Annotated in this window: 24 protein-coding genes; 1 reads left to right on the forward strand and 23 read right to left on the reverse strand. The window is 64.0% G+C overall.

The features are described 5' to 3' along the window. The 11 genes from EJE94_RS02650 to EJE94_RS02700 form a co-directional block, all read right to left on the reverse strand. On the reverse strand, positions 1-1,161 hold the full coding sequence (locus tag EJE94_RS02650) for a glycosyltransferase (RefSeq protein WP_165904736.1): 1,161 nt from the start codon (positions 1,159-1,161) through the stop codon (positions 1-3). Positions 1,162-1,169: 8 nt separating this feature from the next. Further along, positions 1,170-2,954 (reverse strand): glycosyltransferase, encoded by a 1,785-nt coding sequence (locus EJE94_RS02655; protein WP_165904737.1) that lies wholly within the window; start codon positions 2,952-2,954, stop codon positions 1,170-1,172. Next, positions 2,951-4,054 (reverse strand): non-hydrolyzing UDP-N-acetylglucosamine 2-epimerase, encoded by a 1,104-nt coding sequence (gene wecB / locus EJE94_RS02660; RefSeq protein WP_121239930.1) that lies wholly within the window; start codon positions 4,052-4,054, stop codon positions 2,951-2,953. The genes EJE94_RS02655 and wecB overlap by 4 nt, the downstream gene beginning before the upstream one ends. Beyond that, positions 4,051-5,319, reverse strand: coding sequence for a glycosyltransferase (locus tag EJE94_RS02665; protein WP_121239931.1), 1,269 nt, complete (start codon positions 5,317-5,319; stop codon positions 4,051-4,053). The genes wecB and EJE94_RS02665 overlap by 4 nt, the downstream gene beginning before the upstream one ends. Next, entirely contained in the window at positions 5,316-7,205 is a 1,890-nt protein-coding gene (gene asnB, locus EJE94_RS02670) for an asparagine synthase (glutamine-hydrolyzing) (protein WP_121239932.1), read from the reverse strand. Before asnB (EJE94_RS02670) ends, EJE94_RS02665 begins: the two co-directional genes overlap by 4 nt. A gap of 14 nt (positions 7,206-7,219) precedes the next feature. Then, positions 7,220-8,125 (reverse strand): class I SAM-dependent methyltransferase, encoded by a 906-nt coding sequence (locus EJE94_RS02675; protein ID WP_121239933.1) that lies wholly within the window; start codon positions 8,123-8,125, stop codon positions 7,220-7,222. A 26-nt stretch (positions 8,126-8,151) separates the two neighbouring features. Continuing rightward, complete coding sequence (locus EJE94_RS02680) at positions 8,152-9,054, reverse strand: polysaccharide deacetylase family protein (RefSeq protein ID WP_121239934.1); 903 nt, start codon at positions 9,052-9,054, stop codon at positions 8,152-8,154. Further along, positions 9,054-9,950, reverse strand: a complete 897-nt coding sequence (locus tag EJE94_RS02685; protein ID WP_121239935.1) for a class I SAM-dependent methyltransferase — start codon at positions 9,948-9,950, stop codon at positions 9,054-9,056. Before EJE94_RS02685 ends, EJE94_RS02680 begins: the two co-directional genes overlap by 1 nt. Positions 9,951-9,961: 11 nt before the next feature. Then, entirely contained in the window at positions 9,962-10,453 is a 492-nt protein-coding gene (locus EJE94_RS02690; protein ID WP_124962387.1) for a hypothetical protein, read from the reverse strand. A gap of 169 nt (positions 10,454-10,622) precedes the next feature. After that, positions 10,623-11,507, reverse strand: coding sequence for a class I SAM-dependent methyltransferase (locus EJE94_RS02695; RefSeq protein ID WP_121239937.1), 885 nt, complete (start codon positions 11,505-11,507; stop codon positions 10,623-10,625). Beyond that, entirely contained in the window at positions 11,504-12,676 is a 1,173-nt protein-coding gene (locus EJE94_RS02700; RefSeq protein WP_121239938.1) for a glycosyltransferase, read from the reverse strand. Before EJE94_RS02700 ends, EJE94_RS02695 begins: the two co-directional genes overlap by 4 nt. 76 nt (positions 12,677-12,752) lie before the next feature. Here EJE94_RS02700 and EJE94_RS02705 point away from each other — a divergent pair, with 76 nt between their 5' ends. Further along, a complete protein-coding gene (locus EJE94_RS02705; protein ID WP_121239939.1) occupies positions 12,753-13,664 on the forward strand; it encodes a sulfotransferase in 912 nt (303 codons plus the stop codon). Between the two features lie 27 nt (positions 13,665-13,691). Here EJE94_RS02705 and EJE94_RS02710 read toward each other — a convergent pair whose 3' ends face one another. The 12 genes from EJE94_RS02710 to EJE94_RS02765 all read right to left on the reverse strand — a co-directional run bounded on the left by EJE94_RS02710 (position 13,692) and on the right by EJE94_RS02765 (position 26,205). Beyond that, the gene (locus tag EJE94_RS02710) at positions 13,692-14,684 is read right to left on the reverse strand and encodes an acyltransferase family protein (protein WP_121239940.1); all 993 of its coding nucleotides are present in this window, start codon (positions 14,682-14,684) and stop codon (positions 13,692-13,694) included. Then, complete coding sequence (locus EJE94_RS02715) at positions 14,669-15,490, reverse strand: class I SAM-dependent methyltransferase (protein WP_121239941.1); 822 nt, start codon at positions 15,488-15,490, stop codon at positions 14,669-14,671. Before EJE94_RS02715 ends, EJE94_RS02710 begins: the two co-directional genes overlap by 16 nt. Before the next feature lie 16 nt (positions 15,491-15,506). Then, complete coding sequence (locus EJE94_RS02720) at positions 15,507-16,598, reverse strand: lipid II:glycine glycyltransferase FemX (RefSeq protein WP_121239942.1); 1,092 nt, start codon at positions 16,596-16,598, stop codon at positions 15,507-15,509. 6 nt (positions 16,599-16,604) lie between these two features. Further along, complete coding sequence (gene asnB / locus EJE94_RS02725) at positions 16,605-18,476, reverse strand: asparagine synthase (glutamine-hydrolyzing) (protein WP_121239943.1); 1,872 nt, start codon at positions 18,474-18,476, stop codon at positions 16,605-16,607. A gap of 136 nt (positions 18,477-18,612) precedes the next feature. Next, positions 18,613-19,695, reverse strand: a complete 1,083-nt coding sequence (locus EJE94_RS02730; protein WP_121239944.1) for a class I SAM-dependent methyltransferase — start codon at positions 19,693-19,695, stop codon at positions 18,613-18,615. 83 nt (positions 19,696-19,778) lie between these two features. Then, on the reverse strand, positions 19,779-20,618 hold the full coding sequence (locus tag EJE94_RS02735) for a sulfotransferase domain-containing protein (protein WP_121239945.1): 840 nt from the start codon (positions 20,616-20,618) through the stop codon (positions 19,779-19,781). A 1-nt stretch (position 20,619) separates the two neighbouring features. Beyond that, the gene (locus EJE94_RS02740; protein ID WP_121239946.1) at positions 20,620-21,918 is read right to left on the reverse strand and encodes an ABC transporter ATP-binding protein; all 1,299 of its coding nucleotides are present in this window, start codon (positions 21,916-21,918) and stop codon (positions 20,620-20,622) included. Beyond that, a complete protein-coding gene (locus EJE94_RS02745; RefSeq protein ID WP_121239947.1) occupies positions 21,908-22,729 on the reverse strand; it encodes an ABC transporter permease in 822 nt (273 codons plus the stop codon). Before EJE94_RS02745 ends, EJE94_RS02740 begins: the two co-directional genes overlap by 11 nt. 9 nt (positions 22,730-22,738) lie before the next feature. Next, a complete protein-coding gene (locus EJE94_RS02750) occupies positions 22,739-24,031 on the reverse strand; it encodes a nucleotide sugar dehydrogenase (protein ID WP_121239948.1) in 1,293 nt (430 codons plus the stop codon). Continuing rightward, positions 24,028-24,372: a MarR family EPS-associated transcriptional regulator gene (locus tag EJE94_RS02755; protein ID WP_121239949.1), complete on the reverse strand. Its 345-nt coding sequence runs from the start codon at positions 24,370-24,372 to the stop codon at positions 24,028-24,030. Before EJE94_RS02755 ends, EJE94_RS02750 begins: the two co-directional genes overlap by 4 nt. A gap of 67 nt (positions 24,373-24,439) precedes the next feature. Beyond that, complete coding sequence (locus EJE94_RS02760) at positions 24,440-25,447, reverse strand: NAD-dependent epimerase (protein ID WP_121239950.1); 1,008 nt, start codon at positions 25,445-25,447, stop codon at positions 24,440-24,442. After that, on the reverse strand, positions 25,444-26,205 hold the full coding sequence (locus EJE94_RS02765) for a glycosyltransferase family 2 protein (protein ID WP_121239951.1): 762 nt from the start codon (positions 26,203-26,205) through the stop codon (positions 25,444-25,446). Before EJE94_RS02765 ends, EJE94_RS02760 begins: the two co-directional genes overlap by 4 nt. Between the last annotated feature and the right edge of the window lie 23 nt (positions 26,206-26,228).

Below are 26,228 nucleotides of genomic sequence, written 5' to 3' on the forward strand. Positions count from 1 at the left end.
TCAGTGTTTCTCTGTGATCACTTCGCGATAAAGCTTCTCGTAGGCGTCGACGCAGGCAGGCAACGAAAACATCTGCTCGACGCGGCTGCGCCCGGCACGGCCCATCCGCACCCGATCGGGATCGAGCGCGACCGCCAGCAGCGCAGCGGCCAGCAGCGCGGGTTGGCGGGGTGGCACCACGCGGCCATTGACGCCGTCGGTCACCGCCTCGGCATTGCCGCCCACATCCGTCACGACCATCGGCAGGCCGGCGGCCATGCTCTCGAGGACCGCATTGGAAAACCCCTCCTCGTGCGAACAGAGTACCCCGATGTCGGCACAACCGAGCAGTTCCGGGACGTCGGTGCGGGAACCGAGCCAGCGCACCTCGTCGCCGATGCCGAGAGCAGATGCCCGTTGCCGCAATCCGCCACCGATCGTATCGTCGCGACCGACACAGAGGCAAGCCCATGGGCGGCCCAGATTCTGCTTCATCAGCGCCAGCGCCTCCAGCAGGTCCGCGTGCCCCTTGTAGGGGATCAGGTTGGCGACGATGACGAAGACCAGGGCGTCATCCGACAGGCCGAGTTCGCGCCGTTTGGCGGCCCGGTCGAAACCGGCCGGAAAGCGTTCGAGATCGATCCCGTTGTAGATCAGGCGCAGGCGCTCGGGAGCGATGTCCTCCGCGGCCAATTGCGCCATCACCGCGCGCGAGTTGCCGCAGACCCGATCCATGCGGGGATGCAGCAGGCGCTCGAAGCGCGCATAGACGGGATGGGTGCTTTGGTAGAGGTTGAGGCTGCGGCGACTCATCAGCCGCGGGCGGGTTCCGGTAAGCACGGCCGCGATGCCGCCGAGCAGATAGGCGGCCGGCAGGAAGAAATGGGTCGCCGCCGGGCGACGCCGCAGCATCGTCAGCGAGAGGCCGGCAAGCGCGAGCACCAGCTGCAGTCGCGCCTTGAACCGGGGACTGCCGATGCGCTCGAGCCAGCGCGGCACGGAAGGCGCGTGGATCGGAATCCCCGCCGCCTGCAGTTTCTCGGCCAATGGGCCGTGCGGGACGAGCACGAAGAACTCGGGCCCCCATCCGCGTTCCTTCAGGGCGCAGGCCACCTGGACGAGGTGCTGCTCGGCGCCGCCGACCTCGAGTGAGCCAATGACATAGAGAAGAATGCCCTTCACCGTATTCCCTACGCGGCGTCGGCCTTGTGGGGGCTCCCGTAGCTCTGGAGGGTCTCGTCGATCATTCTGCCTTGTCCGAACCGCGCCAGCGCATGGTCCCTTCCCGCCATGGCCGCCCGGGCACGCCAGGCCGGATCCTGCAGCACCGAGACAAGGGCGCGGGCGATGGTCTCGGGGTCGTCCGAGTCCATCAGCCATCCGGTCTTTCCGCTATCGAGCGTCTCGCCGGCGCCGCCGACATCGACCGTGACCACGGGAACCCCCATGGCCTGAGCCTCCACCAGTACGTTGGGCAGCCCTTCCACCCGCGAAGTCAGCAGGAACGCATCCATCGCCGCCAGCGCGGCCACGACCTTTCGCTCGTGACCCGTGAATCGGAATCGCTCGCTCAACCCCGCATCGGCCACGGCCTGTTCGAGACTCTTCCGCAGCGGGCCGTCGCCGACGACCAAAAACGCCGCAGCGGGAACCTCGCGGGCGACGCGCACGGCGATCGCCATCCAGAGCAAGGGGCGTTTCTCCTCCGACAGCCTCATCACGGTGCCGACCACCAGGGCTGCCGCATCGATGCCATGGCGCTGACGATATTCCTGCGCCAGCGGGACACGCGCCGATGGCGTCGGGAAGGCATCGAAGTCGAAGCCGTTTCTCACGACCCTCATCCGTTCCGGCGCCACCCCGAGCCAGGCTGCGTAGTCGCGGGCACCGGCTTCGCTGTTGTTCAGGAACACGACGTTGGAATGGCCCGCGAGCAGGCGATAGATCGGGCGCATGAACGGCTGGTAAAACGCGAAATGCCGGGGAGACATGCTGCGGCAGCCGAGCACGACGCGCGGCACGCCGGCAATCAGCGCCGCCAGGCCGGCCGCCACGTTCGTGTGGTCGAGCCATGAATGGACCACGTCGGGCCGCCGGTCGCGAAACTCGAGGACATAGGCCAGAATCGCAACGCCAAGCCCGTTCCAAGACTTGAGCAGCCCGAGCACATGCCGGTCGATCGTCGCCGCCGTCCGCTCACTGGCACCGCGTGCAAAGATCGGCCGGACGCGTTCGCAACGAATCCCCGCCTGCAACAATGGCTGCAAATAGAAATCGTGCGGATGCCGCATCGGCTGCTCGTGGATGAGTTCCAGTTGGTCAAGGCCGCGGCCCCTCAGGCCGAGCAGGGTATTGCAGAGCTGGCGTTCGGAGCCTCCCGGGCCGAGGCTCGCGGCGACAAACAGGATCTTCGTGGCAGGTAACGGCTTCGCTTCGTTCTTCGCCCCATTAAGGAGGCGGGCGAATCGCGCGGCCTTGTTCTCGAATCGCCACTCCTGGACGCCAAAGGACATGAATCGACGGGTGAATTGATGGAGGAAGCGAAAAACCATCGAGTCGAAGAACTTTCTCGCCACGACGACGCGCATGTCCAGGCGCCGTGGCGGCTCGATGGATGCGAGGCAGTGCAGTCCCGCGATCCCCGCGCGCAGCGCACTAATGGCTGCACGGAACCCGAAGCGCGACCAGTCGCCGACCAGGATCAGATCCCGGCCCAACTGCCCTGGCAGCCTCCAGACTTCCGGACTGTCGACATACCAGCCGACACGGCCCGGATGTCGCGCCGCCAGGGCGTCGTCTTCGCCCGGCAACACCACGCTGGCAACGGATTTCGACGCCAGCAGCGCCTCGATTGCGGCGGTGGCCACGGGTACCTCGAAACAGACCGTGCACGGGACGCCGGCGCGACGGATGGCGTCCTCGACGTTGGCGACGACGCCCGCCGCGAAGTCGTCGCCGGCGGCCTGCCTATTCACGGCTGAAGACTGCATCGCTGCCGCAGGCTGCGGACGATGCGCGAAGACGCCTGCCCATCCCAGAGAGGGACGCGGCAGGCCATGCGCTCGGTGCCGCGGGACAGGGTCGCGATAGCCTCGGCAGCGATTGCCGTCGGCGAAATCAGCCGGTTGCTGCCAAGCTCGACCGTCACCGGCCGTTCGGTCGATTCGCGCGCCGTCAGGCAGGGAATGCCCAGGTAGGTCGTTTCCTCCTGGATGCCACCGGAGTCGGTGACGACGAGGGCGCAATCGGTGACGAGGCTCATGAATTCTATGTAGCCGAGCGGCTCGATCAGGCGGACGCCGGCAGCGACCAGCCGCTGCCAGAGCCCGAATTCCTCGAGCCGGTTCCTGGTCCGGGGATGGACCGGAAACACGACGGTGGTCGTGCCGGCCAGCGCCACAAGCTGTTCCGCGATCGTCGTCAGGCTCGCCGCTGTATCGACGTTGACCGGCCGGTGCAGCGTCACGACGACATAGGATCGCGGCTCGAGGCCCATCGACCGGGCCGTGGCCACGGCCGCAATGTGGTTGGCAAGCTGGCAGTAGGCGTCGATCATGACGTTGCCGACCAGTTCGATGCGCGCCTCCGGGATGCCCTCGCGCCGCAGATTGACGTCCGCGTCGGCCGATGGCGTCCACAGCAGGTCGGCGATGGCGTCTGTCGCTACGCGGTTGATCTCCTCGGGCATGGTGCGGTCGCCGCTGCGCAGGCCGGCTTCGAGGTGCGCCACCGGCAGGTTCAGCTTCCGCGCCACCAGCGCCGCCGCCAGAGTGGAATTTACGTCGCCGACGACGACGGTCCAGTCGGGCCGGTCGCTCAGGCATAGCGCCTCGTAGGCGGTCAGTACCGCAGCGGTCTGTTCGGCGTGGGTCTTGCCCGAGGCGCGAAGGTGGAACGCCGGATCGGGCAGGCCGAGGTCGCGCAGAAACACGTCGGACATTTCGGGGCTGAAGTGCTGGCCCGTGTGGACCAGTACCGGCTCGGCCCAGTCCGTGGCCGCGAGTGCATGGTAGAGGGGGCCGACCTTCATGAAGTTCGGGCGTGCCCCGGCGACCAGGTGGATGCGCGTTTTCATCGTCGTCTCCCTGCGGCAATGCTCTTGGCGAACTCGAGGACGGCTTCGAACTGGGCCGCCACCTCGCCGATATCAAACCTGCGGATGGCCTGGTCCGAGGGCAGGGGCGCCGCCGCCTGGCCGGAACGCCAGCGCTCGAACGCACCGCGCACGGCCAACGCCAGCCCGACCTCGTCGGCCGGATCCACCGTCGGGAAGCCGAGATCGCCCAGCACCGTCGCCGTGACGCCCACGGTCGGCGTCACGGCAAGAATGGGACGCCGCAGCATCAGGTAGTCGACGATCTTGCTGGGAAAGAACACGCTGCGTTCGGCCGGCGCATCGACGACCAGCAGCAGGTCGCTGGCCTGGCCCAGCGCCAGGCTTTCCAGGTAGGGCACGTTGGGAGCGAGGGAGACGAAATCGCCGATGCCGAGTTGTTCGACCGCCTCGCGCATGCCCGGCGTCGCATGGCCGACGAACTCGACCGCCAGGTGCCGCCGGATGTCGCCGTCTGTAGCCAGGGTGGCCAGCGCCCGCAACAACGCGATGGGTTCGCGGTGGCCGTAGATGTTCCCGGTATGGGAGATGCGGAACTTGTCCGAGCATGGCGGCGGCGCGACGGCACTCAGCAGTTCCGCATCGAAGCCGTGCCCTACCACGTGCACCTTGTCTCGCCATGCCGCCGGGTACTTGGCCATCACCAGATCCGCGGTTTCCGTCGTGGTGAAGATCACCGCGTCGGCGGCTTCGATGATCGCGCGCTCGCGCTCGATCGCCTGCTGCCGCTTGACGGGATCGGGCACGTCGAAATACGGGCTGTCCACCCAGGGATCGCTGAAGTGTGCGACCCATGGCAGGCGCGGAAACTTGCGCTTCAGCTGCAGGCCGACCACATGATCGATCCATGGCTGGGCGAAGCTGACGAAGACGTCGGGACGCAGCGCCCGCACATCGCGGCGCAGAACGGCCAGGGAGCGGCGAACCCAGTTGTCGGGAGTGACGGGTTCCTGCGGCGGCCAGTAACGCCAACAGGCCCGGCGCCAAAGCTCGCTCGGCTCCACCTCCTCGCGCGGCTCGACATGCTCGAGGTCGTAGCTGTCGCGATAGATTTCCGCGAGCCGCGCGTCCTGAGCGGCATATGGTTCCGCCGCCGGGACCACCGTGACCACCCGTGACCGCCAGTCGCGGCGGTGCAGTGCCCGCAACAGCCGCGAGACCTGCAGCGAGCGCGGGAAGACGAGCGGCGGCATCATCCACGCCAGTGCCAGGAGTTTGCCGCTCACTGCAGCCACCTCCGCATCCAGATTTCCAGGATCAGCAGGCTCCACAGGCGGTGTCGCGCCACGGACGGCGCATCGGCCGCGGTGCCGGCAGCCACGGCCGCCGCGACCGCGTCGGGACGCAGCCAGTCCCGGCAACGCGCCGCGGGGTCGAGCAGCATCTCGCCGACCCATCCCTTGAGAGAGCCCGACAGCCAATCGTATACCGGTACCGGAAAGCCCTGCTTCGGCCGCGTCACGATCTCCGCCGGCAGGCGCGAGCCCGCATAGCGGCGCAGAATCTCCTTCGTCCGGTACTCGCCGCCGGGACCCCGACCGGCCTTCAGCCGCGGCGGCAGGCGGGCGGCCCACTCGACCAGGCGGTAGTCGAGGAATGGGGTGCGAAGTTCCAGTGAATTCGCCATCGACATGCGGTCCGCCTTCATCAGCAGATCTTCCACCAGCCAGTCCTGGCAATAGGAATAAAGCACCTGATTCAACGGCTCCTGCGCCCCCAGCCGGTCGAGGCTGCGACGAACGCTGTCGAGGCTGTCGGGCCACTCACCCGGCGACAACAACATCCCGCGCTTTTCTGCCGATGACCAGAGATTGGTCATCGAGATCGGCTCGGGCACCAGGCGTTGATCGGTGACGGTCGCAGCCAAAGCCCGTTCGCGTCGCAATGATGGAGAAAACGGCGATGCCAGGCCCGAGACAAACCCTCGCATCCCGCTCGTCGCCACCCTGGCCGCCGCAACCTGATCCCACAACTTCGCCCATCGATCGAAATCGTAACCTGCCAGGATTTCGTCGGCGCCCTCCCCGGACAGCACGACCTTGACCTGCTGCCTTGCCAATCGGGAGACATGGTAAAGGGGAAGGGATGCCAGATCGGCGAGCGGTTCGTCCGTATGCCAGACGAAGTCCGGCAGAAAGTTCAGGAACTCCTTCTCGTCGATCACGACCTCGTGATGCTGGGTCGAGAACTCCTTCGCCACCATTCTGGCGTAAGCCAACTCGTCGGTATCCGGCGCATTGGCGAAGGCGACGGAAAAGGTATGCAGCGAGCGTGCTCCGGCCGCGGCGACTACGGCGCTGGAGTCGAGCCCTCCGCTCAAGGTGATGCCGACGGGCACGTCCGCCTGGAGCCGCAGCCTGACCGCATCCTCGAAGAGGTCGCGAAACTCGTCCTCGTATTCCCGATCGGCCTTCTCGCTCGCCGGCGCAGACATGGGCATGTCCCACCAACGGCTTACCCTTGGCTCGGCGTCTCCAAGCCTTAACTCGAGGCGATGCGCCGGTGGCAACTTGAAGATGCCGTCCCATATGGTCTGCGGTGCCGGGACATAACGATAGGTCAGGAAATCCCACACCGCCTGCCGATTGACCGATTTCTCGATCCGCCGGGACGCGAGAATGGACTTGATTTCCGATCCGAACAACAGTGCATTTCCCACCCGGGCGTAATAGAGCGGCTTGACACCGAGTCGATCGCGAACAAGGTGCAAGACGCCCTGTCGCTTGTCCCAGATGACGATTGCGAACATGCCGTTCAATCGCGCCAGGCCGTCGATCCCCATGGCCTCGTAGAGCCGGAGAATGACTTCCGTGTCGGAACGCGTACGGAACTGCAGGCCGCTCCGGGTCAGGTCGTCTCGCAATTCGACATGATTGAAGATTTCGCCGTTGAAACAGATGACGATCCGGCCATCATCGGTGGCCATCGGCTGATGGCCACTCTCGAGATCGACGATGCTCAGCCGCTGGAAGCCCAGCCCGCAATCGTCATCGGCGTAGAACCCCTGGTCGTCCGGGCCGCGATGGACGATCGCGGCGCACATGTCCCTCAACAACGGGACACGCTGTGCGTGTTCAACATCGAGCCGGAACCATCCGGCGAGGCCGCACACCGTCCTTGGTCCGACTAACTGGAGCGGCGGGCGATCACGTAGTGACTGCTGGCATTCATGGTACGTCGAATGTCTTCAAAGCCGCTCTGCTGAAGCCACAACACGATCTCATAGTACGAATACGTGTCGTTGATCGTCGGACTGACCGCATCGAACCAGCCGCCGACATCCTTGCCCTTGAGCTTTTGCAGGTACTCGTATCTCTCCGCAAACGACAAATGGCATGTCTCGCGTCGAAGCTGCTCGACCTCTGCGTAGTAGGCGAACTCGCCCGGATCCTTGCCGGTCGGCTCGCCGTAAAGCATGACGAAAATATGCCCCCCGGGCTTGACCAGGCGGGAGACGTTCGAGAATGCGCCAAAGGTATTCCCCGTGTGGTGCAGAACACCGTATGACCAGACCAGGTCGAACGTCGGTTCCAGTTGCAGCGGCTGTGTCAGGTCGTGCTGAAGAACGGTGACTCTTTCTCCATACTCGGCGCAGGCATGCCTGGTATGAAACACGCCGGCCTCGGACTGATCCACCGCGCAGACCTCGGCGCCCAGGGAGGCCATCGCCCAGGAAAAACGCCCGGAACCGCACCCGGCGTCCAGAACCCTCTTGCCTGCGAACCAGTCCGGCGGGAGTTTCGTATATTCGAGAACCAGCCCCGGCTCGCGTTGTTTCAGTTCGGGGCGGGTTTCGATCCAGTTGCCGTCCGGGCTCTCCCGCCACTGGTAATCGAAGCTCTCCCTCGTCCGGTAGGTGATCGGCAGGCCATTGATGACGTCCGCGCTCAGATATCTGACCAGGGAGCGAAGGCGGCTGACTTCCAGCGTCAAGTAGTCGACTGAATGCTGCATGTCACGAACGCGATTTTCGACCGCGGGGGACGCGCCATCCTGTCCGACTATCCGCTTGAGGAGGGTCCGAATGCCCATGGGAAATTCCTTGAGTGAGTAAAGTGCTAGTGCCTGCCGGAGACCAATGCAGCCAACTCTGCACCGGCAACCGACGCGACGCCCGACTTCGCCAACAACTCCATCGCGCGAATGAATGGCGGCTGATCGAGCACATGGCAGGGATCCGCGTACCAGGTCAGTACCGCGGGGATCTGTCGATCCAGAAACATCTCGACGGTTTCCGTCATCAGTTCCAAATACTGATCGCCGAGCGCATAGCTCTTACGATCCGTCAGATACGTCCATGAATCCAGAATGGTTTCCGGGTAACGTGCCGAACCGAAGCAGGGGACCTCGACCAAGCCATGCGTTTCATAAGCGGGGCCGAACTTCAGCCCGAACGAGGGGATGGTCGTCGAACAATATCGATAACCCAGACTGGCCGCGGTGCGATGCAGCAGGTCGACCTGCTGCGGCTTCTGGTAACAACCGAAATGCGGGGCCCTGAAGCCCAGTGGCGCACGGCCGATCACCTCGGTGACGATCTCGTGGCCGCGCCGGATGTCGGCCTCGACCGCCTCTGGCGTCATGGAGTCGTAGAAGGTGATGCCGGCCCACTGGTCCTCGCGCCACTCCGCGTGGGGCAGGCCGCCATGGTTCATGAATTCCGCGCCCCGCTCGGCCAACCGCCGGTAGGGCGCGGGGGACTTCAGAAGCTGGGCGCCGGGAACGGCATATGTCGCCTTGATCCCCAGAGACTCGAGAAAGTCATGAACCTCTTCCGCGGCATCCGCGTCGAGATCGGTATCGCAATCGAACGAGAGGAAGAGGCAGGGACGCTCCAGGCCGAGCTTCCGCGCCGCAGCCACGTAGTCGTCCAGTGGCTTCAGCGACGGGAACGTCGCCTCGGGCGCCTGACGGCCGCGCAACGGACGCAGCAGTTGCCGCAGCAGGCTCACCGCACCCATCAGGCCGCCTTGTCCGCAGTGATCCAGAGGCTCCACCCCCACCGGCGGGCCAAAGCCTTGCGCCAGGACAGGGGAAGCCGCTGGCCGAGCCGCGGAAACCAGGTATTGAGCGCCTCCGGCACGTCGGTGCCGAAGACCTTGATCGACACGTTTTCACACATCGGGAGCAGGTCGCGCAGAACCTCCTCGTGCGTGACGGGCCATGTATGCGGGTTGCCTTCCTGGCGCCCGCCATCGCCGTAGCGACTGCCAAGTCCCAGTTCGTCGAGGAATTCGCGCTCGAGGTTTACGAAACCCTCCTGGTAGGAGATGAAGTACTTGTAAAGCACCGAGTTGCGGTTGTAGAGCATCAGGGCCAGCCGCCCGCCGGGCTTGAGTACCCGGTACATTTCGCGGGCCGCCTGTTGAATGCCCGGGGTATGGTGAATCACCCCCCAGGAATAGGCGAAGTCGAACGTACCGTCGGCGAAAGGGAGCGTCTCGGCGTCGACTTCCCGAATGTCGCCCTTGAGGCCGAAGATCCCGAAGCGCCGGGTCGTCTTTTCGATCGCGACCGGATTCAGGTCGATGGCGGTGATGTCCGCGCCGTGCGCGGCCCAATGGCCGGCCATGCATCCCATGCCGCAACCGACCTCGAGAACGCGCTTGCCGCGATACTTCTCGAAGTCGAAGATGCGGCCGAACTTTCCGGTCGCATCGTGCAGCGGCTCGTTCCAGCGATGGAACACCGCGTCGGCAAGCTCGTAGAAGCGGCGCGACCCGATCTCCACCCGTTCCATGGTGCCATCGTCGAGGCGGTACTCGACGTGGCCGTGATCTTCCGCATAGGTCATCGGCGCGCCGGCCCACCAGTCGCGAATGGCCTTTTTCTTGTCGGAGGTATTGTTCTCGTGCATAGGATCGGGACTCAGGACTTGCCTCGCATCGCGTCCCACGCGGCCAGAACGGCGGCAACGGGAACGACGGCCACGGACGCCGCAAGTTCGGGGATTCGGGTTGTCGCCAAAAGGCGGCGCCAGCGCAGCCGGCGTCGCGCCCGGGCGTCGAACGGCTGGATTCTGCGCCGGCCGTTCAAGAGATATGCGTTGGCCCCTGCGAGCCGCGCTTCCAGCGGCTCCCACCCCAGGCCGAGGGCATCCGGATATACGACGACGACCGCATCCGCATCGTCGCAGCCACGAGCCAGATCGTCCGGATCGCGGAGGCTCACGCTGCCGAAGGGCTCAAGCGTCGACCTTGCCGCATCCGTTTCGAATGCCCTGTCGAGAGCGATCGTCACCTGGGCAGGGGCGGACATGCCGAGAAGCTCGCCTACCAATCCCGCCTGGTATGCCAGCGTTCTCGCGTTGGCAAAAAAGTCCCGATTCGCCGCGATGAACTGGCGCAGATTCAAGAACATCAGGCGGTCGGCAAGCCTGCCGAGTCTGCCGGACCAAGGTAGCGTCCTGGCCAGCGAAAAAGGTGGCGGGTTACCGATCCCCCCCGGTAGCTGCAGACGACGATCAGCAGCCGGCCGTCGAGTTTCGGAAAGGTGGAATGAAGCGGTGCTGTCAGCATGGAATCCGTTGTTATTTCGTGGCAAGCAGATACAGCGAGGATGCCTGGTTGGGAACGAGCGTGCGTCCCAGGATTTCGAAAAGATCATCGACCCACTTGTGTTGACGCCACTTTCCGTCGAGGTGCCAGTCGGGGGGACCCCATCCCATGTGCTCGACCTCGAACACGCTGAAGCCGGCCTGCCGCATTTTCTCGCGAATGCTTTCCGCCGTGTAGAAATGCACGTGGTCAGTCGTCCTCCGGATTTCCGGGGCGCGCCGGTAGGCCAGCTGCCACCACCAGGAACCTTCGTTCGGCGTACCGAGAATCAGCAGCCCCCCCGGCGCAAGGATGCGATAAGCCGTTGCCAGAGCGGCGCCGTCATCTGGAATGTGCTCGATGACGTGATTGAAAAACACGACGTCGAAACAGCCGTCGACGGCCGGATAGTCAAGGATATCGGCCAGAAAGAGCGTTGCTTCGGGGGAACGGGCATGCGCCCGCGCCAAACGGACAGGATTGTAATCGCTGCCGTAAAGGTTCTCGGCAAAGTCCTTCAGCCACAGCAGGTTGGTGCCGTCGCCGCAACCGAGGTCGAGCAAGCGGGGGGCGCGCGCCCGGCCCCGCTGCGCCAGCTCACGCTTGAGAACGGATGTGACGTAATGGCGCCGCTTCTTCAGATGATGGCGCCAGGGGCTCGCGGCCTCCGGGGGCTGCTCCGTCCGATACCAGTCGGGATTGACCGCGCGCGCCTGCGCCATCGCCCCCTCGTGCGCGGCCAGATCAGCCACCAGAAGCGGAACGCCGCCCTCCATTGGAAAGGTCTTGCCGCACGCGCCACACGACAGCGTGCCCGGCATGGCGACGAGCGGCGCCGAATGGCACGCCGGGCAGCGGAATATCGTCGGATCCGTCATGGGCGACGCCCCAGGAAGGACCGATAGATCGCGGCATATTTCGCTTCGGTGACCTCCGGAGCCCAATTCGCCCGCGCATGGGCCAACGCCCGCTGCCCCAGCTCGCCGCGCGCGGCGTCGTCATGCAGGAGGTGATGCAACGCCGCGAAATATTCCTCCTCGGTGTTATCGACCTTCACGGCGAAGTCACCCTCAAGCTCCGGAACAGGCTCGCCGATCCGCTTGTTGATAACCAAGGGCAGGCCGGTCAGCAGGGCCTCGAGCACGGACTTGCTGATTTCCCAATATTCGGTGTGCACGGCGAAGATGTCCTGTTCCGCCAACAATTCGCACAACTCGTCGTTGGCGACCGCCGGCCGAAAAATCACCCGATCCGAAATTCCCAGATCGATCGCCTGTTGCTCCAGACGCGGCCTGATCGGACCGTCGCCGACGATGGTCAACTCGGCGTCCGGCAACCTCACAAGGGCGCGCATGATGTTTTCCGGATTCTTCTCCTCGAGCAATCGCCCGACATAGACGATGCGCGCCGGTTGGTGAAGCCGGTAATCGGCTTTCTTCTTCAGGTGCAGCCCGTTCAGTACGTTGTAGCAAACCTCGACGCGAGCCACGCCCAGGCGCTTCAGGTAGGGCAGGATAGGACGATAGACGGGCATCACGAGGTCGGCATTGCGCAAACCCGTGGCCTCGAGATGCTCGTAGAACCGGTTATGCCTCGCCTCGGCTGCACTCAGCTGAGGCTTGAGATAGCGGCGCACGGGATTGACATCCGCGTTGATATGCAGGCTGACGACGTAGGGGATACCCAGTTCCGCCCTGATGCGGCTGGCGAGGTAGGTATTCCAGTCGGCGCCGTGGCAGCGCATCAAGTCGGGCCGGATGCGTCTGGCGATGTCCACACCCCCGCGCGCCCAACGCCGCAAGCGCCATTCCGTCATCCATTCCGGGCGACGTCCGACCAGATTGAGGTCGTCCGGATAGTTGTGCAGGGTCAGCGCCGCGCCGCCCACCAGATACTTCAACGCCTCCGGGTCCGGTCGGTCATCGTTGCACATCAGAATATGCACATCGTCGAAGACGCGGCCGGGGTTGTAATAGTCCGGCTGCAATTCTCCCTTGGCGATGATGTCCGACAGGCGATCGGGAATTACGACGAGAAGGCGTGGCACGGCTGGAGGTCCGATTTGACAAGCGCGGGCGCAGCACGCTAAAAGGAGGAAATTTTACCATTCATCAGAAATTCCCATGCCGCAACCTGGATACCCGCCCGGCGTCGTCTACATCGGATTGCAGAAGACCGGATCCACCTATCTGCGCCACTATTTCTACAACCATCCCGAGATCCATTGCACGCGGCATGGCACATTCTTCCAGACGGCGGCCGCCGACGTCGCACGACATGGCGGCGACGCCGTGCGAAGCCGCTACGAGGCGTTGTTCGCCGACGACCCCGGCAAGCCCTGCCGCATCGACATGTACGAGGCGATCGGCATGGGTTACGTGCTCGAGGGGCTCGACGCCTGGAACGCGCGGGATTTCATCAAGGTCGATGCCCCGCTGAACGCGGAACACATTTTCACCGCGCCCGTGACTGTCGCTGAACGGGTCCGGGCGGTGGTGCCCGATGCCAAGGTACTGCTTACCATCCGCAACCAGGCGGGCTGGCTGGACTCGAATTACCGCCACTACTTCGAACAGCTGCCTGCGGGCCGCGAGACGCTGCTCGACTTCCTGTCGACACCCGAGGGCAAGGTGGTAATGGACGTGGCGATGTTCGATCGCGTGGTGGAAATCTACGACCGGCTGTTCGGCCCGGAGCGGGTCCTCGTCCTGCCGATGGAACGCATCGAGCGCGACGAGGGGGCAGCACTGCGCGACCTCTGCCAATTTCTCGGCGTCGAGCATCTCCCCTACCGTCGTGAAGACAAGGACTTCAACCGCGGCCGCGCGCTGGGGGCACTCATGTCCACGCGCAAGGTCGGGGCAGCAAATCAGTCCGGCGGCCTTTTCGACCGCCTGCTCGGCCGCAAGCAGCCGCAGTGGCAGATGACGACCGAAGAGGCCCTGAAACACCTGGCCTGCGTCTATGCCGCATCCAACGCACGGCTCTCCCGGCGCATCGGGGTCGACTTGTCCGCGCTCGGCTACCCTTGCTGACGCTCGAGCGCCGCCGTCGCTCCGCGACTAGCTTGCCGGCCTGATCCGGTCGCGCAGGCGATTGACGGCCGTATCGAGATACCTGGCCATGGCCACGGCCAGGCCGAGGCAAAGTATCAGCGACAGCAGGAAATGCGCGAAGCTTTGGTGCGCCAGGCGGTTTCCGGAAAGCAGATTGGCCAGGCCGGCGGCAGCGAAGTGGCTCAGGAATACCGGGTAGGCCAGGTCGCCGAGGAAACGGTCGCCGTTCTTGCCGGCCCCTGATGGTGCCGCCCGCACCGTCCAGGCGAACAGCGGCAGGAACAGGACGTAGGCGCCGTAGAAACCGATCATGTGCGGATCCCAGCCCAGCGCCTCGACGGCGATCGGCCAGGCGCAGAAGGCCGCCAGCAGCAGCCACCATCGCAGCGCGTCGGCCGGCGGCGCGCGCCGCGACTTCGCGTAGTGATAGACGACGGCGCCTGTGCTGAAGAACAGGGACGCCGCCGCTGGCGGCGTGTAGCGCTCGCCGAAAGTCACCCCGGACGCAACGAGGTACGCGGTGTAGCCGGCGCTCGCCAGCCACCACACCCAGGCTCCGCCCGCCGTCCGGGAGATGCCGGTTCCGATGAGGATATAGAACACCAGTTCGACAGACAGGGACCAGGCCGGTGGGATCAGGCGCAGCGGCGCATAGATGAGGTCGAAGAGGGTAAGGTTCTGCAGCCACTCGTAGCCGGACTGCGGAATGCGGATGGCGCTGTGGAAATTGCCGAAGTGTCCCGGAAACATCGCGAGGCCGGCCAGCGTCAGAATTGCCACGAACCAGTATCCCGGGAAAATCCGCAGGAACCGGTTGGCGAAATAGCGGATTCGTCCCCCCGGGCCGACATAGACTTCGGAAAGGATGCGGGTCATGAGGAAGCCGCTGATCACGTAGAAGCCGAGGACCGCGTGTGCCCCTACCTTGTTCGCAGTCGGCAGCCAAAGGTGGTTCATCACCACCAGCACCGCCAGGACGAATCTCAGCGTTCCGAGCATTTCTCGCACACCAGCAGGTGACGAAAGGCCAGCCGGCGCAGCAGCGGCAGCCCGCACAGCCATTCGTCCACCATGCGGCCGGCGATGCGCGCGCCGAGTATCCGCTTCCAGACGGGATGCAGCAGCGGCCAGAGCCAGCGGGGACGGCCGGCCCAAAGGGGCAGGATCTGGAATGCCCGATGCTCGACGATTCGGAGACCACTCCTTTCGCAGATCAAGATCATGTCCTTGACCGAAAGGTGATAGCTCGTAGGCAGCTCCGTGTAGTAATTCCGGACGCAAAAGGAATTAAGGGAGTTCTTGTTGCCGAGATCAAGAATGCAACGGCCGTCCACGCGCAAGACACGAGCGACCTCGGCTACAACCCTGTCCAGATTTGGCACCAGATAGAGTGCCGAGAGGCTATAGAGCGTAGCAACGCTTCCTGAAACCAGCGGCAGATCCCTGGCATCGGCGGCCAGATAGGACACGTCTGCGTCCCCCTTCGCCCTGCGCCGGGACTCGGCTTCGGAGAGGTAGGCGACGCTGAAATCTATGCCAACCGCTTCCGACCCGGCCGGCCGCAGTGTGCCGATATGCTCGCCCGTGGCGCAACACAGGTCCACCAGCAAGCCGGGCTGAAGGTGCCGGCGGATGGTTTCCAGCTTGTCAAAAAGCAATCGGTCCGTGTATTCCTTCGACTCGCTGTCCTGCGAGCGACACACCGTTTCCACCGGATAGAGCTGCCCGCCCTCGAAAGCCTCGCGGGCGCCCGTACGGGCGCCCGCGCGGGATGGTTCTCCGTCGTTGCGGTCGTGATGCGGCATGAGCGCCTTCCGGGTCCTATTCGCGTCCCAGCCAAGCCGCGAACCGACCGCCGATCCTGGCGCGGCGGCCCGTCTTGCCGACAACGGCCGCGGGCGCCTCGAGCACCTTGGAACAATTGAAGAAACGGTGGGGTTCGCCACCGAACCGGGTCTTGAACACGCTGAGTCCGCCGAGCTTGCCCGATGATTCGCCGGCGGAGATGGCACCACAGTCGTACCAGCGGATGCCGCTTTCCCGCGCGGCGAGCAAAGCACGCCAGAACAGCAGGTAATTGGCCCCCGTCGCCAGCCCTTCCGCCGTCGAACAGCCGGTGTGATAGAAGGCTCCGTCGCGGAACCACAGCGCGTTGTGAAACGCGATCGGCTCGCCGCGCCCATCGCGCGCTACCCAGAGCACCGAATGGCGTCGCGGCCACAATTCGCGGGCGATGCCCTCGAAGTAGGCGCGCGGATGGGGTGTCGTGCCGGTTCGGGTGTAGGTCTCGACGTGGATGCGGTAATAGGTATCGACCATCTCCGGCCACGCCGCCTCTTCCACGACGCAGCCGGCCGCCTCGGCCTTGCGGATCGCCTGGCGAGCGGTCTCGGCAATACCGCGCCGCAGAGTTTCCGTGTCCTGTGCCAGGTCGATCACCTGGGCGACGCTCGAGACATCGGTGTAGCCGAAGAAAACGAAGGGGTTCACGCCCCAAGGCGCCTGGATGCTGCTGCGCGTAACGGGCGAGAGCCAGAAATCGAGCCGCTTCGCGCCGAGATCGCTGCCCACCTTCTCCGCGCGACCAAGAACCGCCTGAAGAACACGCCGGCGATGCTTGGCGGTCTGTCCTGCTGCAACGATCGGGCCGCTGCCACCCCAGCCGCTTGAAGCAAGTACCTGTCCGGCGGAACTGAATTGCAGGGGCATGACCGCGAGAAGTTTGCCGCGCTGCGCCAGGCCGAAGCTATGGTCCGTGAGGCCCCAAGGCTCGACCGCAAGGATCATGCGCTGCCAGCCGGCCAGCGCGAACGGCCAGCCGTCGTCCGAGTCGCGCACCAAGGCATCCCAGTCCGCCTCGAGCGAGGCGTCCAGTGGCAGGAACTCGATGTCGTCGCCGGTCGAACGGGTCATGGCCTGTCAAACATCCGCCACCGGTCGGGCAGCCCCGCGGTCATGCACCTGCAGCCAGCGGCCGAGCATGAATCCCGCCATCATCACGCCACCGGTCGGTGGGAAAAGCACGCCGGCAAGCTTGTCGCGGGTGAACGCATCCCATGCGCCCCGAAAACGCTCGGCATCGAGACCCACGCCGGCGACGGCCTGCAAGGCACCCTCGTAGGCGCTGCGGAAATCCGGGTCGCGGGCGAAACTGTCGCCGAAACGGATGTTCCAGCCCATGCCCTTCTTGTCCGCCCAGGCGAGATCGTCGGCAACATGGCGGGCATAGTATCGCTTCGGCAACAGCTTGTTGTAGGTCGCGTTGTCGATGTCGCCGATCTTGAACCTGATCGGCAAGCGCGCGGCGAACTCGACCATGCGGTGATCGAGGAAGGGGCTGCGAACCTCCACCTGGGCTTGCAGGCCGGCGATGTCGGGCATCCGGAAGTTGGCATCGCAGGTGTAGTAGTTCAGCGCCATGAAGGTATAGAGATCGCCATAGCCGCCGACCCCGCAAGCGTCGATCTCCCTTGCGACGCCATCGAGCATCTCCTCGACCGGAATGTCGCCCGGGTAGCTGCGGAGGTTGGCGCGCAGGTAGTCGAGCTGATAGGCGGCGAGGCGGGACGACTTCCTGCGCTGTTCCGGCAGGAACCGGGACAGGCGGCGCAACGGGCCGGGCAACGCGGCAGAGTCGCGCCGCCGCAGGTCCTCGTTTCCCCGATAGCCGAGAAAGATTTCGTCGGCTCCGTTGCCCGACAGCACCACCTTGGCATGGGGCCTGATGGCGTCATAGAGCCGCTGCGAATAGCTGATGGTCACGTTGTTGAACGGCTGATCGACCGCGGCGAGGGCCGCATCCAGCGCCGGAAACAATTCGTCCGCATACTCGAAATGCAGGAAATGCCAGTCGAGGCCCAGCTGCCGTGCCGCCTCGCGCGCGCCGAGCGTCTCTTCGCTGGGATCGGTCTCCGTATGGTAATCGACGGTAAAGCATGCCAGACGCGTTTCCAGCTTCCGCGATGCGACCGCGGCGATGGTCCCGGAGTCGACGCCGCCGGAAAAGGTCAGCGCCACCGGCACGTCGGCGCGAAGGCGCAAGCGGACCGCATCGGTCAGTATCTCTTCGTATTCGGCCAGGGCCGCCTTCCAGGACATCGCGCGTCGGCGCGAGAAATCCAGGCGCCAGTAGCGCTCGATGATCGGGTCCGCGCCGGGCCGCACGACCGCCGTGGCACCGGGCGGCAGCGACCTCGCCTGCCGAAAGGCGGTCAGGCCGAGCGGGAAACTGCCTACGGCGGCGTAGAAATCGAGGGCGCCGCGCGACAATTCGCCGGTCCAACCGGGCAGGCCGGTGAAGGCATCCAGCGTCGAGGCGAAGCAGAAGCGATCGCCCGCATCCGTCCAGTAGAGCGGCTTCTTGCCGAGGCGGTCGCGGGCCAGGAAGAGTTCGCGCCGCGCCTCGTCCCAGATGGCGAACGCGAACATGCCGATGAAGTCGTTGACCACCGAGGCCCCCTTGAGCTTGTAGCCTTCGAGGATGACCTCCGTGTCGCTGCTGGTGTGGAAGCGGGCGCCGCGCTTCTCGTATTCCGCGCGCAACTCGACGTAGTTGTAGATCTCGCCGTTGAAGACGATCGTCAGCCGATCATCGATGTCCTTCATCGGTTGAGCGCCGTCATCGAGGGCGACGATGCTCAGGCGGCTATGAAAGAGGTGGGCCTGCCGGCCGTCGGTCCATTCGCCGTTGCCGTCGCGGCCGCGATAGGCGATCGCCTGCTTGAACCGGGAGCCGATCGCCGCAGGCAATGGTGCGAATTCCCGCGTTAGACACCCCGCAATGCCACACATGGGTTAGCGATTACCGCGAATGATGAAAATCGGCCGCATTGCCCTGTGCCAATGGCGGCAAGGATGCTTGGTCGAAGAAGACCCGGTCATGCTCCCTCCGAAAACCGGCGGAGCATGCCGCCACTCGCCAGGCACGTCACTTCTCTGCGTAGAAGCCGGGATCTTTCGAACACCAGAAGCCGAGACGCCACTCGGACAGGCCACGAATAACGAAGCCACGGTCACGCAGCAGGGGGAATATTTCCCCTTCGCTCCAACTGTCGCTCCATTTGTTGACATAGCCGTCGTAGTTGTTGATCAGCCGATAAGCGGCGTCCGGATGATCCACCGTCGGGAACCATTGATAGAGCCAACGCCATCTGGGACGTTTCACCAGTCGATACATGAAATCGGAGGACATGAAACGCAGTATGTTGACTGTCCAGGCATGGGGTAGGCGGTTACGGAACAAGCGGATCCACCATTGCACGCGCCTGAAGCGGGTTTGTATTTCCGTGATCGTCCTCATGTTCAGCACGAATCCTCGACTTGGCTCACTGACCGCATAGGCAACTGGCTCCGAACCATATATCCAGAAATTGACGTGACCCTGCGGCTTGACGAGATCGAGGATGTTGCCCACTGCGCGGCGCGTATCGCCGGTATGCATGAGCACACCCAGCGAAAAGACGAGATCGAACGACTCCTTTTTGAAGGGCATCGCGAAAATGTCCGCCTGGACGATGAGCAGGCGCCGTTTCAACTCCGGATAACGCTCCTCGACAACTTTCCGGAACACATCGACCCCGCCCGTCAGGTCGAACGAGATCAGCTTGCTTGGCCCATAGTCCTGCAACAGGCGTACGCTGTATTGGCCGACACCGCAGCCGACATCAAGCGCCACACCGCCTCGTCCATGTTCATAGGCGCCACCGCCATGCGCATTGCGATCGAACAGATCGTGGATCTGATAGGCCGGGTCGGACTTGTCTATGATTCTGTAGTTGAGTCCGCGCCCGCCATCCAGGACGCGCCATTTGAAATCCCACGTCGGGTTGTAACCTATGTCGTCGACGAAGCGGGGTATGCCATTCCGCACCGCATAGGTGTGTGTCCCATCGCTCGTACGCAGCGTGGCTTCGAGCAATTCGCCATCTGAAGCGCTTTTCGCGATCTCCGCGATTTCAAGCGAATTCCCCGTCCTGGGGCAAACCAGCAGGGAAACATCCTCTGTGTACATGGTAAATATCTTCCTTCCGCCTTGGCATTCGACCGCCCTGCAACAACATATGCATGCACGCGCGGCCTGACTCCTGCAGTTAATCAGTATCCGAAATAGGCTGGCAGCCGATCCTTGATCGCCGCCTCAAATTCGTTGGCTATCTCAACAGGCAGCTCGTCGCGATAGCCGCCGATCTTGCCTTTGCGAACGTGATAGGCGTCCGGGTTGGACCGATCGCCTGTCGCAAATATTCCTAGTCCCGACGACTTGAATGTCGGAGCCGTCTTCTGCATTTCCATTTCCCGCATGCTTTCGAATGATCCGAAGCCAACGGCAGCGGTAATGAATTCGTCATTGACCGGCAACCCCAAAAATTCGATCACCGAACGAAGAGACGCATGCGGATCGCGCTTCGCATCCTCATACCGCCAAAGCAGGAAGGATGGAACAACATTTCGACGCTCGTTCCAAATCGAATAAAACGCGATCAGCTTTTCCAGTCCAAAAACAGGGCTGCGAACGAACGCTTCGAGACTTCCTTGAAAGACATTCTTCCGCGCCCTATGAACCTGTTGTTTATGAAACGACGCCAGCGTATCCAGTGGGTGACGTACCAGCAAAACCACGCGCCTGTCACAAAACGGACGGACAACATTCTCGAAGGACAGGTCGTCGGCTGTCTGGTCCGCCCAGTCAAGCGGCGCATGCGTGAAATAGCCGACCGCTGCCGGGCCGACCATGCGGAGCAGAGCGTCGCGATCGCCTACGTCAAATAAAGGTAATTCCGTCGATTGAGCGATCTCCTGGACATACTTGCCCATCATGACCCGCAACCACGTATTACCCACCTTCGGATAACCTACCGCAACGAATGCGCTCGCCGGCGAAGACTCGCTCGCGCCGCTGCCCATCAGTTTGTGCAGGAGGGGAAGCAGAGCCATCTCAGCCCGCCGCGCTCGTGCTGGTGACGACCGACCAGCGGGCCCGATGCGCGGCCCCCTGGAAGGCGTCGAGGCCGATGCCGCCCAGATAGCCGCCGAGCGAGACGTCGAACGTCGCTGCGTTGGGAACGCAGTCGGCGGAGGTCATCAGGCCGCGCCCGCCGCCGTATTGGCCGAAGTCGAGCATCATGTAGTAGCTGCCTTCGCCCAGTCGGAGATCTTCGATCAGGCATTCGGCCACGCCGTTGCCATGGGCGTCCAGATCAGGCGCGAAATGGCTGCTGTTGATGGTCGCCACGCGCTCGGCGTATTCATTGTGGATGAGGACGGCAAAATAGGGCTGGCGCAGTGTGCAGCGATGGAAGCCGATGCGGACGCGCATCGGCTCGCCCGTGTGGAACTCCCGTGCCGGAGTGCCGTCGGCCGCATGCAGCGAAACGGAAGTGAGGACGCGCTCACCGCCGTCGTGGAGTCGCGGTGCGTCATCCAGGTTCCAGCGTGTCGCCGTCAGCTCCTCCTGGGACGGCTGGTAATGGTGGATCTTTTGCAGGTACGTGATCACCGCATCGGCGGCCGAGCCCTGGAAGGTGCACTGTCCCTTGTCGAGAATGATCCCGGTATGGCAGAGATTGCGTACCGCGCGGGCATTGTGGCTGACGAACAGCACCGTGCGGCCCTCGCCGGCGAGCCGCTCGATGTTGCGCTGGCTCTTCTCGCGGAACGCCGCGTCGCCCACCGCCATGACCTCGTCGAGAATCAGCACGTCCGCGTGCAACATCGAGGCGACGGCATAGGCCAGGCGAACGTACATCCCGCTCGAATAGCGCTTCACCGGAACGTCGATGAAGGGCTCGATGCCCGAAAAATCGATGATCTCGTCGAGCTTGGCGGCGATCTCGCGCTTGCCGATGCCGAGCAGGACCCCCGACATGAAGACGTTCTCGCGCCCGGTCAGGTCGGGGTGGAAGCCCGTGCCGACTTCCAGCAGGGAACCGACACGGCCGCGCAGCATCGCCTTGCCCGTCGTCGGCGCCGTAACGCCCGAAAGGATCTTGAGCAGGGTGCTCTTGCCGGAGCCATTGCGCCCGAGGATGCCCATCACCTCGCCGGGCTTCACCTCGAAGGAGACGTCCCGCAGCGCCCAGAAGTAATCGTCCTCCTGATGGCTGAGAAACGGCAGGAATTCCTTCAGGTGCGCCATGATGCGCCCGCCGGTCCCGGTTCCATGGACAGCGTGGGGCATCAGGTAGCGCTTTCCGATGGCGTCGACGCGAACGGTCGGACTTGCGTTACTGGACATCGACGACGATCTTTTCCGTTTTCGCGAACACCATCAGGCCGCCGTAAACGGTCACGCAGACGAAGCCGAGCGACCAGAAGAAGGGGGGCGCGATGTCCACGGGCTTGTCCATCAGGGCCCAGCGTGAAAGCTCGACCACCCAGTACATCGGATTGAACTGGTAGGCGTAGGCAAAGCGCTCCGGCACCAGGGTCGCCGGATAGACGATCGGCGTCGCGTACATGCCCGCCTGCAGCACGAGCCCCATCATCGGGCGCACGTCGCGGAATCGCACCATCACGGTCGCAATCCACAGGCCGACGCCCAGTCCGATCAGCGCGGCATAGGCGAACAGCGGGACAAGCACCACGATCTTTGCGGTCGGCAGGTAGCCGTAGAGCATGGACAAGCCCACGAGGATCACGACCATGACGCCACCGTCGAAGAGTTCCTTCATCGTGGCTGCGAGGGGCAGGATCAGGCGCGGGAAATAGACTTTGGAGATCAGCCCGATGTTGTCCTGCAGGCTGCCCGCCACGGACATCAGCGTCTTGCTGAACAGCCACCAGCCCGTCATCGCCGAAAAGGCGAACAACGGATAGGGGTAGCCCCCGGTATCGACCCGCAACAGAAAGCCGAAGACGATGGTGAGCATCGCCAGCTGGGCCATCGGCTCCAGCGCCAGCCAGACGACGCCGAGCAGCATCTGCCGGTATCGCGCGGCGATCTGGCGCTGGAAAAGCATCCCCAGCAACTCCCGGCGCTGCCAGACATCACCGAAGCCGATGCGGACCCCGGTTTGCGGCTCGACGACGCGATAGGACTCGCTCATCCGCTCCACTCAGATCCGCCAGAAGGGGATTCCGGCGTCGGTATAACTCTGAACCGGCAGGCAGGCCTTGATGTCGATCACCACCCCTCCGGCCACCAAGGCGCCCGCGAGGTCCGCCGGCTGCGCCCCACGGTACTCTTCATGGGCGACGGCAACCACCACCGCTTGCGCGGGCTTCATCTGCTGGCGCGGAATCAAGTCGAGGCCGTATTCGTGTTTCGCCTCCTCCGGATCGGCGAGCGGGTCGCATACCGAGACGTCGATGCCGTAGCTCTCCAGTTCCCGGATGATGTCCGGCACCTTGGAGTTGCGCAGGTCGGGGCAGTCCTCCTTGAAGGTCAGGCCCAGCACATTCACCTTGGCGCCCTTGATGCTCACGCCGGCCTGGATCATCAGCTTCAGCGTCTTCTCGGCGACGAACTTGCCCATGCCGTCGTTGATGCGGCGCCCGGCAAGGATCACCTGCGGGTGATAGCCGAGCATCTCGGCCTTGTGGGTGAGGTAGTAGGGGTCGACGCCGATGCAGTGGCCGCCGACGAGACCCGGCTTGAACTTGAGGAAGTTCCACTTCGTTCCCGCCGCCTCGAGCACCTCCGTGGTGTCGATGTCCAGCCGGTCGAAGATCAGGGCCAGTTCGTTCATCAGTGCGATGTTGAGGTCGCGCTGGGTGTTCTCGATCACCTTGGCGGCCTCGGCGACCTTGATGCTCGAGGCGCGATGCACGCCCGCGGTGACGACGGACTCGTAGAGCTGCGCCACCCGCTCCAGGGTGTCGGGGGTGTCGCCGGAAACGACCTTGAGGATCTTGGTCAGGGTGTGTTCCTTGTCGCCGGGATTGATGCGCTCGGGCGAGTAGCCGACGTTGAAGTCCTTCATCCATTTCAGGCCGGAGTTCTTCTCCAGCACCGGCACGCAGATATCTTCCGTGGCGCCCGGATAAACCGTGGACTCGTAGACCACGACGGCGCCGCGCTTCATGTTCTTGCCGACGGTGGTGCTGGACGAAACCAGGGGCGAAAAATCGGGCTGGTGGGCCTCGTCGACCGGCGTCGGCACCGCCACGACGATGTAGTCCGCGCCGGCCAGCCGGCTCGGATCGGTCGTGCATTCGAGCTGCGTCGCGGCGCGCAGGTCCTCGCCCGACACTTCCCCGGTCGGATCGCGGAATTCGCGATAAGCCGCGACCTTGGCGGCGGAGAGATCGTAGCCGATGGTCTTGAACTTCTTGCCGAATTCGACGGCGAGCGGAAGACCGACATAGCCAAGGCCGACGACGGCGAGAGTAACGTCCGATGGAATCATGGTGTGTTTCCTTGTTCTGCGGTTTCGAGTTCCTGGCGCAACAGGTCGATTTCCCGTCGCAGGGAGCAGTATTCCACCTCCTTGACCTGCAGGAACTCCGTAGCCAGGCTCAGCTTGGCGGCGATGCCCGAGGGGGTCAGGAGGTAGGCGTAGGCGAGCTTGTTGTCGCTGCGACGGAAGTTGTCGGCCTTGACCAGGCCCTTCTCGAGCAGGGCCCGCATCAGGTAATGGGTCTTGCCCAGGCTGACGCCGAGCTGGCGCGCGAGCTCACGCTGACTGATCTCCGGCTGCTCCTCGATCAGTCGCAGTATCCGGTAGTGGCTGGCGTCCCGCGGTGTCATCAATATCGTGTTCAACGATTGAACAGGCGGACTATAGCATGGGCGTGTTGCCCCGCACAAACCGCCGTCAGGCGCCGTAATATCCGCGGTACCACTCGACGAAACGGCGTACGCCCTCGGTTACCGGGGTCGCCGGAGCGAAGCCGGTATGGGCGCGCAGTTCGTCGGTCGCGGCAAAGCTCGCCGGGACATCGCCGGCCTGCAGGGGCAGGAAATTCTTCTTCGCTTCCTTGCCCAGGGCTTTTTCCAGGGCGCCGATGTAGTCCATCAGGCCGACCGGGTCGTGATTGCCGATGTTGAACACGCGGTAGGGCGCCCAACTGGTGCCGGGGTCGGGCTCATCCGCGACGAAGGCGGGGTTCGGCTGCGCCAGACGATCGATGACACGCACCGTGCCTTCGGCGATGTCGTCGATATAGGTGAAATCGCGCCGCATCTTGCCGTGATTGAACACATCGATCGGCCGATCCTCGAGAATCGCCTTGGCAAAGAGGAACAGCGCCATGTCGGGACGGCCCCAGGGGCCATAGACGGTGAAGAAGCGCAGGCCGGTCGTCGGCAGGTTGAAGAGATGGCTGTAGGTATGGGCCATCAGTTCGTTGGACTTCTTGGTCGCCGCGTAGAGGCTCACCGGGTGGTCGATGTTGTCGTGCTCGGAGAACGGCATCTTGGTGTTGCCGCCGTAGACGCTGGAGCTGCTGGCGTAGACCAGGTGTTCGACGCCGTTGTGGCGGCAGCCTTCGAGCACATTGACGAAGCCGACCACGTTGGTATCGACATAGGCGTGGGGATTCTCCAGTGAGTAGCGCACGCCGGCCTGGGCCGCGAGGTTGAGCACCCGCTGCGGCTTTTCCTTTTCGAACAGGGCCGCCATGCCGGGACGATCGGCGATATCGAGCAGCACGTGCTTGAAGCCCGGATACTTCGCCAGGCGGGCGAGGCGGGCCTTCTTGAGGTTGACGTCGTAGTAGTCGTTGAGGTTGTCGATGCCGACGACCTCGTCGCCGCGGGCCAGAAGAATCTGTGCGACGTGCATGCCGATGAAACCGGCAGCGCCGGTGATGAGGACTTTCATGATTTTTCCGCGCGAAAAGAACGCATTTTCCCATACTTGGCGTAGCTGTTCCGACAACCGATCAGGATATGGACGAAACCCGGCCAGCCGTCGAGAAACCCCAGGCGCAGGAAATAGAACTTGGCAAAGCGCACGAGCGGCGAGAGCAGCTGCCGGACGAGCGAAGCGCGCCTGCCGTCGGCCAGGGCGGCCTCGGCCGCGAGCGTGGTGTAGCGGTCCTGTTTGGCAAGGTAGGTCGCCAGTGTCTCGGCCGAGTCGTGCAGCAGATCGCCGGCGAGCGTGCCGACCGGACCATCGGGGATGACCTTTTCGTGCACCGCGTCGTCGGACCAGCGCGCATCGCGGCGATCGAACAGGCGCAGGCTCCAGTCGGGATAACCCTCGCCGTGGCGCAGATAGCGGCCCATGAAACGATTGCAGCGGGCGAAGCGGTAGGCATGACAATTTGGCTCGGGCAGTATGGCGAGGATACTCGCCCGCAGTTCGGGCGTCACCCGTTCGTCGGCATCGACGCAGAGCACCCAGTCGTGAGCGGCCTGCTCGACCGCGAACTGCTTCTGCGGGCCGTAGCCGAGCCAGTCCTGGTGGATCACGCGGGCGCCGTGCGTGCGCGCGATCTCGCGCGTGGCGTCCCGGCTGCCGGAATCAACCACGAGGATTTCATCGCAGAAGGAGACGCTGGCGAGGCATTCGGCTATCGACGCAGCGGCGTCGCGCGTGATCAAGACGGCGGAGAGCGGCTGCCGGGACGGCGGCATCGGCTGGCTATAATCGTGGCCCA

Origin of the sequence: Sulfurisoma sediminicola (assembly GCF_003865015.1) — a bacterium.
Classification (GTDB): domain Bacteria; phylum Pseudomonadota; class Gammaproteobacteria; order Burkholderiales; family Rhodocyclaceae; genus Sulfurisoma; species Sulfurisoma sediminicola.

Coding starts and splice junctions, on each gene's coding strand:
- wecB (WP_121239930.1), bottom strand. CDS start 4,054: ATGAAAACGCGCATCCACCTGGTCGCCGGGGCACGCCCGAACTTCATG.
- EJE94_RS02675 (WP_121239933.1), bottom strand. CDS start 8,125: ATGGGCATTCGGACCCTCCTCAAGCGGATAGTCGGACAGGATGGCGCG.
- EJE94_RS02680 (WP_121239934.1), bottom strand. CDS start 9,054: ATGGGTGCGGTGAGCCTGCTGCGGCAACTGCTGCGTCCGTTGCGCGGC.
- EJE94_RS02685 (WP_121239935.1), bottom strand. CDS start 9,950: ATGCACGAGAACAATACCTCCGACAAGAAAAAGGCCATTCGCGACTGG.
- EJE94_RS02690 (WP_124962387.1), bottom strand. CDS start 10,453: ATGTTCTTGAATCTGCGCCAGTTCATCGCGGCGAATCGGGACTTTTTT.
- EJE94_RS02695 (WP_121239937.1), bottom strand. CDS start 11,507: ATGACGGATCCGACGATATTCCGCTGCCCGGCGTGCCATTCGGCGCCG.
- EJE94_RS02705 (WP_121239939.1), top strand. CDS start 12,753: ATGCCGCAACCTGGATACCCGCCCGGCGTCGTCTACATCGGATTGCAG.
- EJE94_RS02710 (WP_121239940.1), bottom strand. CDS start 14,684: ATGCTCGGAACGCTGAGATTCGTCCTGGCGGTGCTGGTGGTGATGAAC.
- EJE94_RS02715 (WP_121239941.1), bottom strand. CDS start 15,490: ATGCCGCATCACGACCGCAACGACGGAGAACCATCCCGCGCGGGCGCC.
- EJE94_RS02720 (WP_121239942.1), bottom strand. CDS start 16,598: ATGACCCGTTCGACCGGCGACGACATCGAGTTCCTGCCACTGGACGCC.
- asnB (WP_121239943.1), bottom strand. CDS start 18,476: ATGTGTGGCATTGCGGGGTGTCTAACGCGGGAATTCGCACCATTGCCT.
- EJE94_RS02730 (WP_121239944.1), bottom strand. CDS start 19,695: ATGTACACAGAGGATGTTTCCCTGCTGGTTTGCCCCAGGACGGGGAAT.
- EJE94_RS02735 (WP_121239945.1), bottom strand. CDS start 20,618: ATGGCTCTGCTTCCCCTCCTGCACAAACTGATGGGCAGCGGCGCGAGC.
- EJE94_RS02740 (WP_121239946.1), bottom strand. CDS start 21,918: ATGTCCAGTAACGCAAGTCCGACCGTTCGCGTCGACGCCATCGGAAAG.
- EJE94_RS02745 (WP_121239947.1), bottom strand. CDS start 22,729: ATGAGCGAGTCCTATCGCGTCGTCGAGCCGCAAACCGGGGTCCGCATC.
- EJE94_RS02750 (WP_121239948.1), bottom strand. CDS start 24,031: ATGATTCCATCGGACGTTACTCTCGCCGTCGTCGGCCTTGGCTATGTC.
- EJE94_RS02755 (WP_121239949.1), bottom strand. CDS start 24,372: ATGACACCGCGGGACGCCAGCCACTACCGGATACTGCGACTGATCGAG.
- EJE94_RS02760 (WP_121239950.1), bottom strand. CDS start 25,447: ATGAAAGTCCTCATCACCGGCGCTGCCGGTTTCATCGGCATGCACGTC.
- EJE94_RS02765 (WP_121239951.1), bottom strand. CDS start 26,205: ATGCCGCCGTCCCGGCAGCCGCTCTCCGCCGTCTTGATCACGCGCGAC.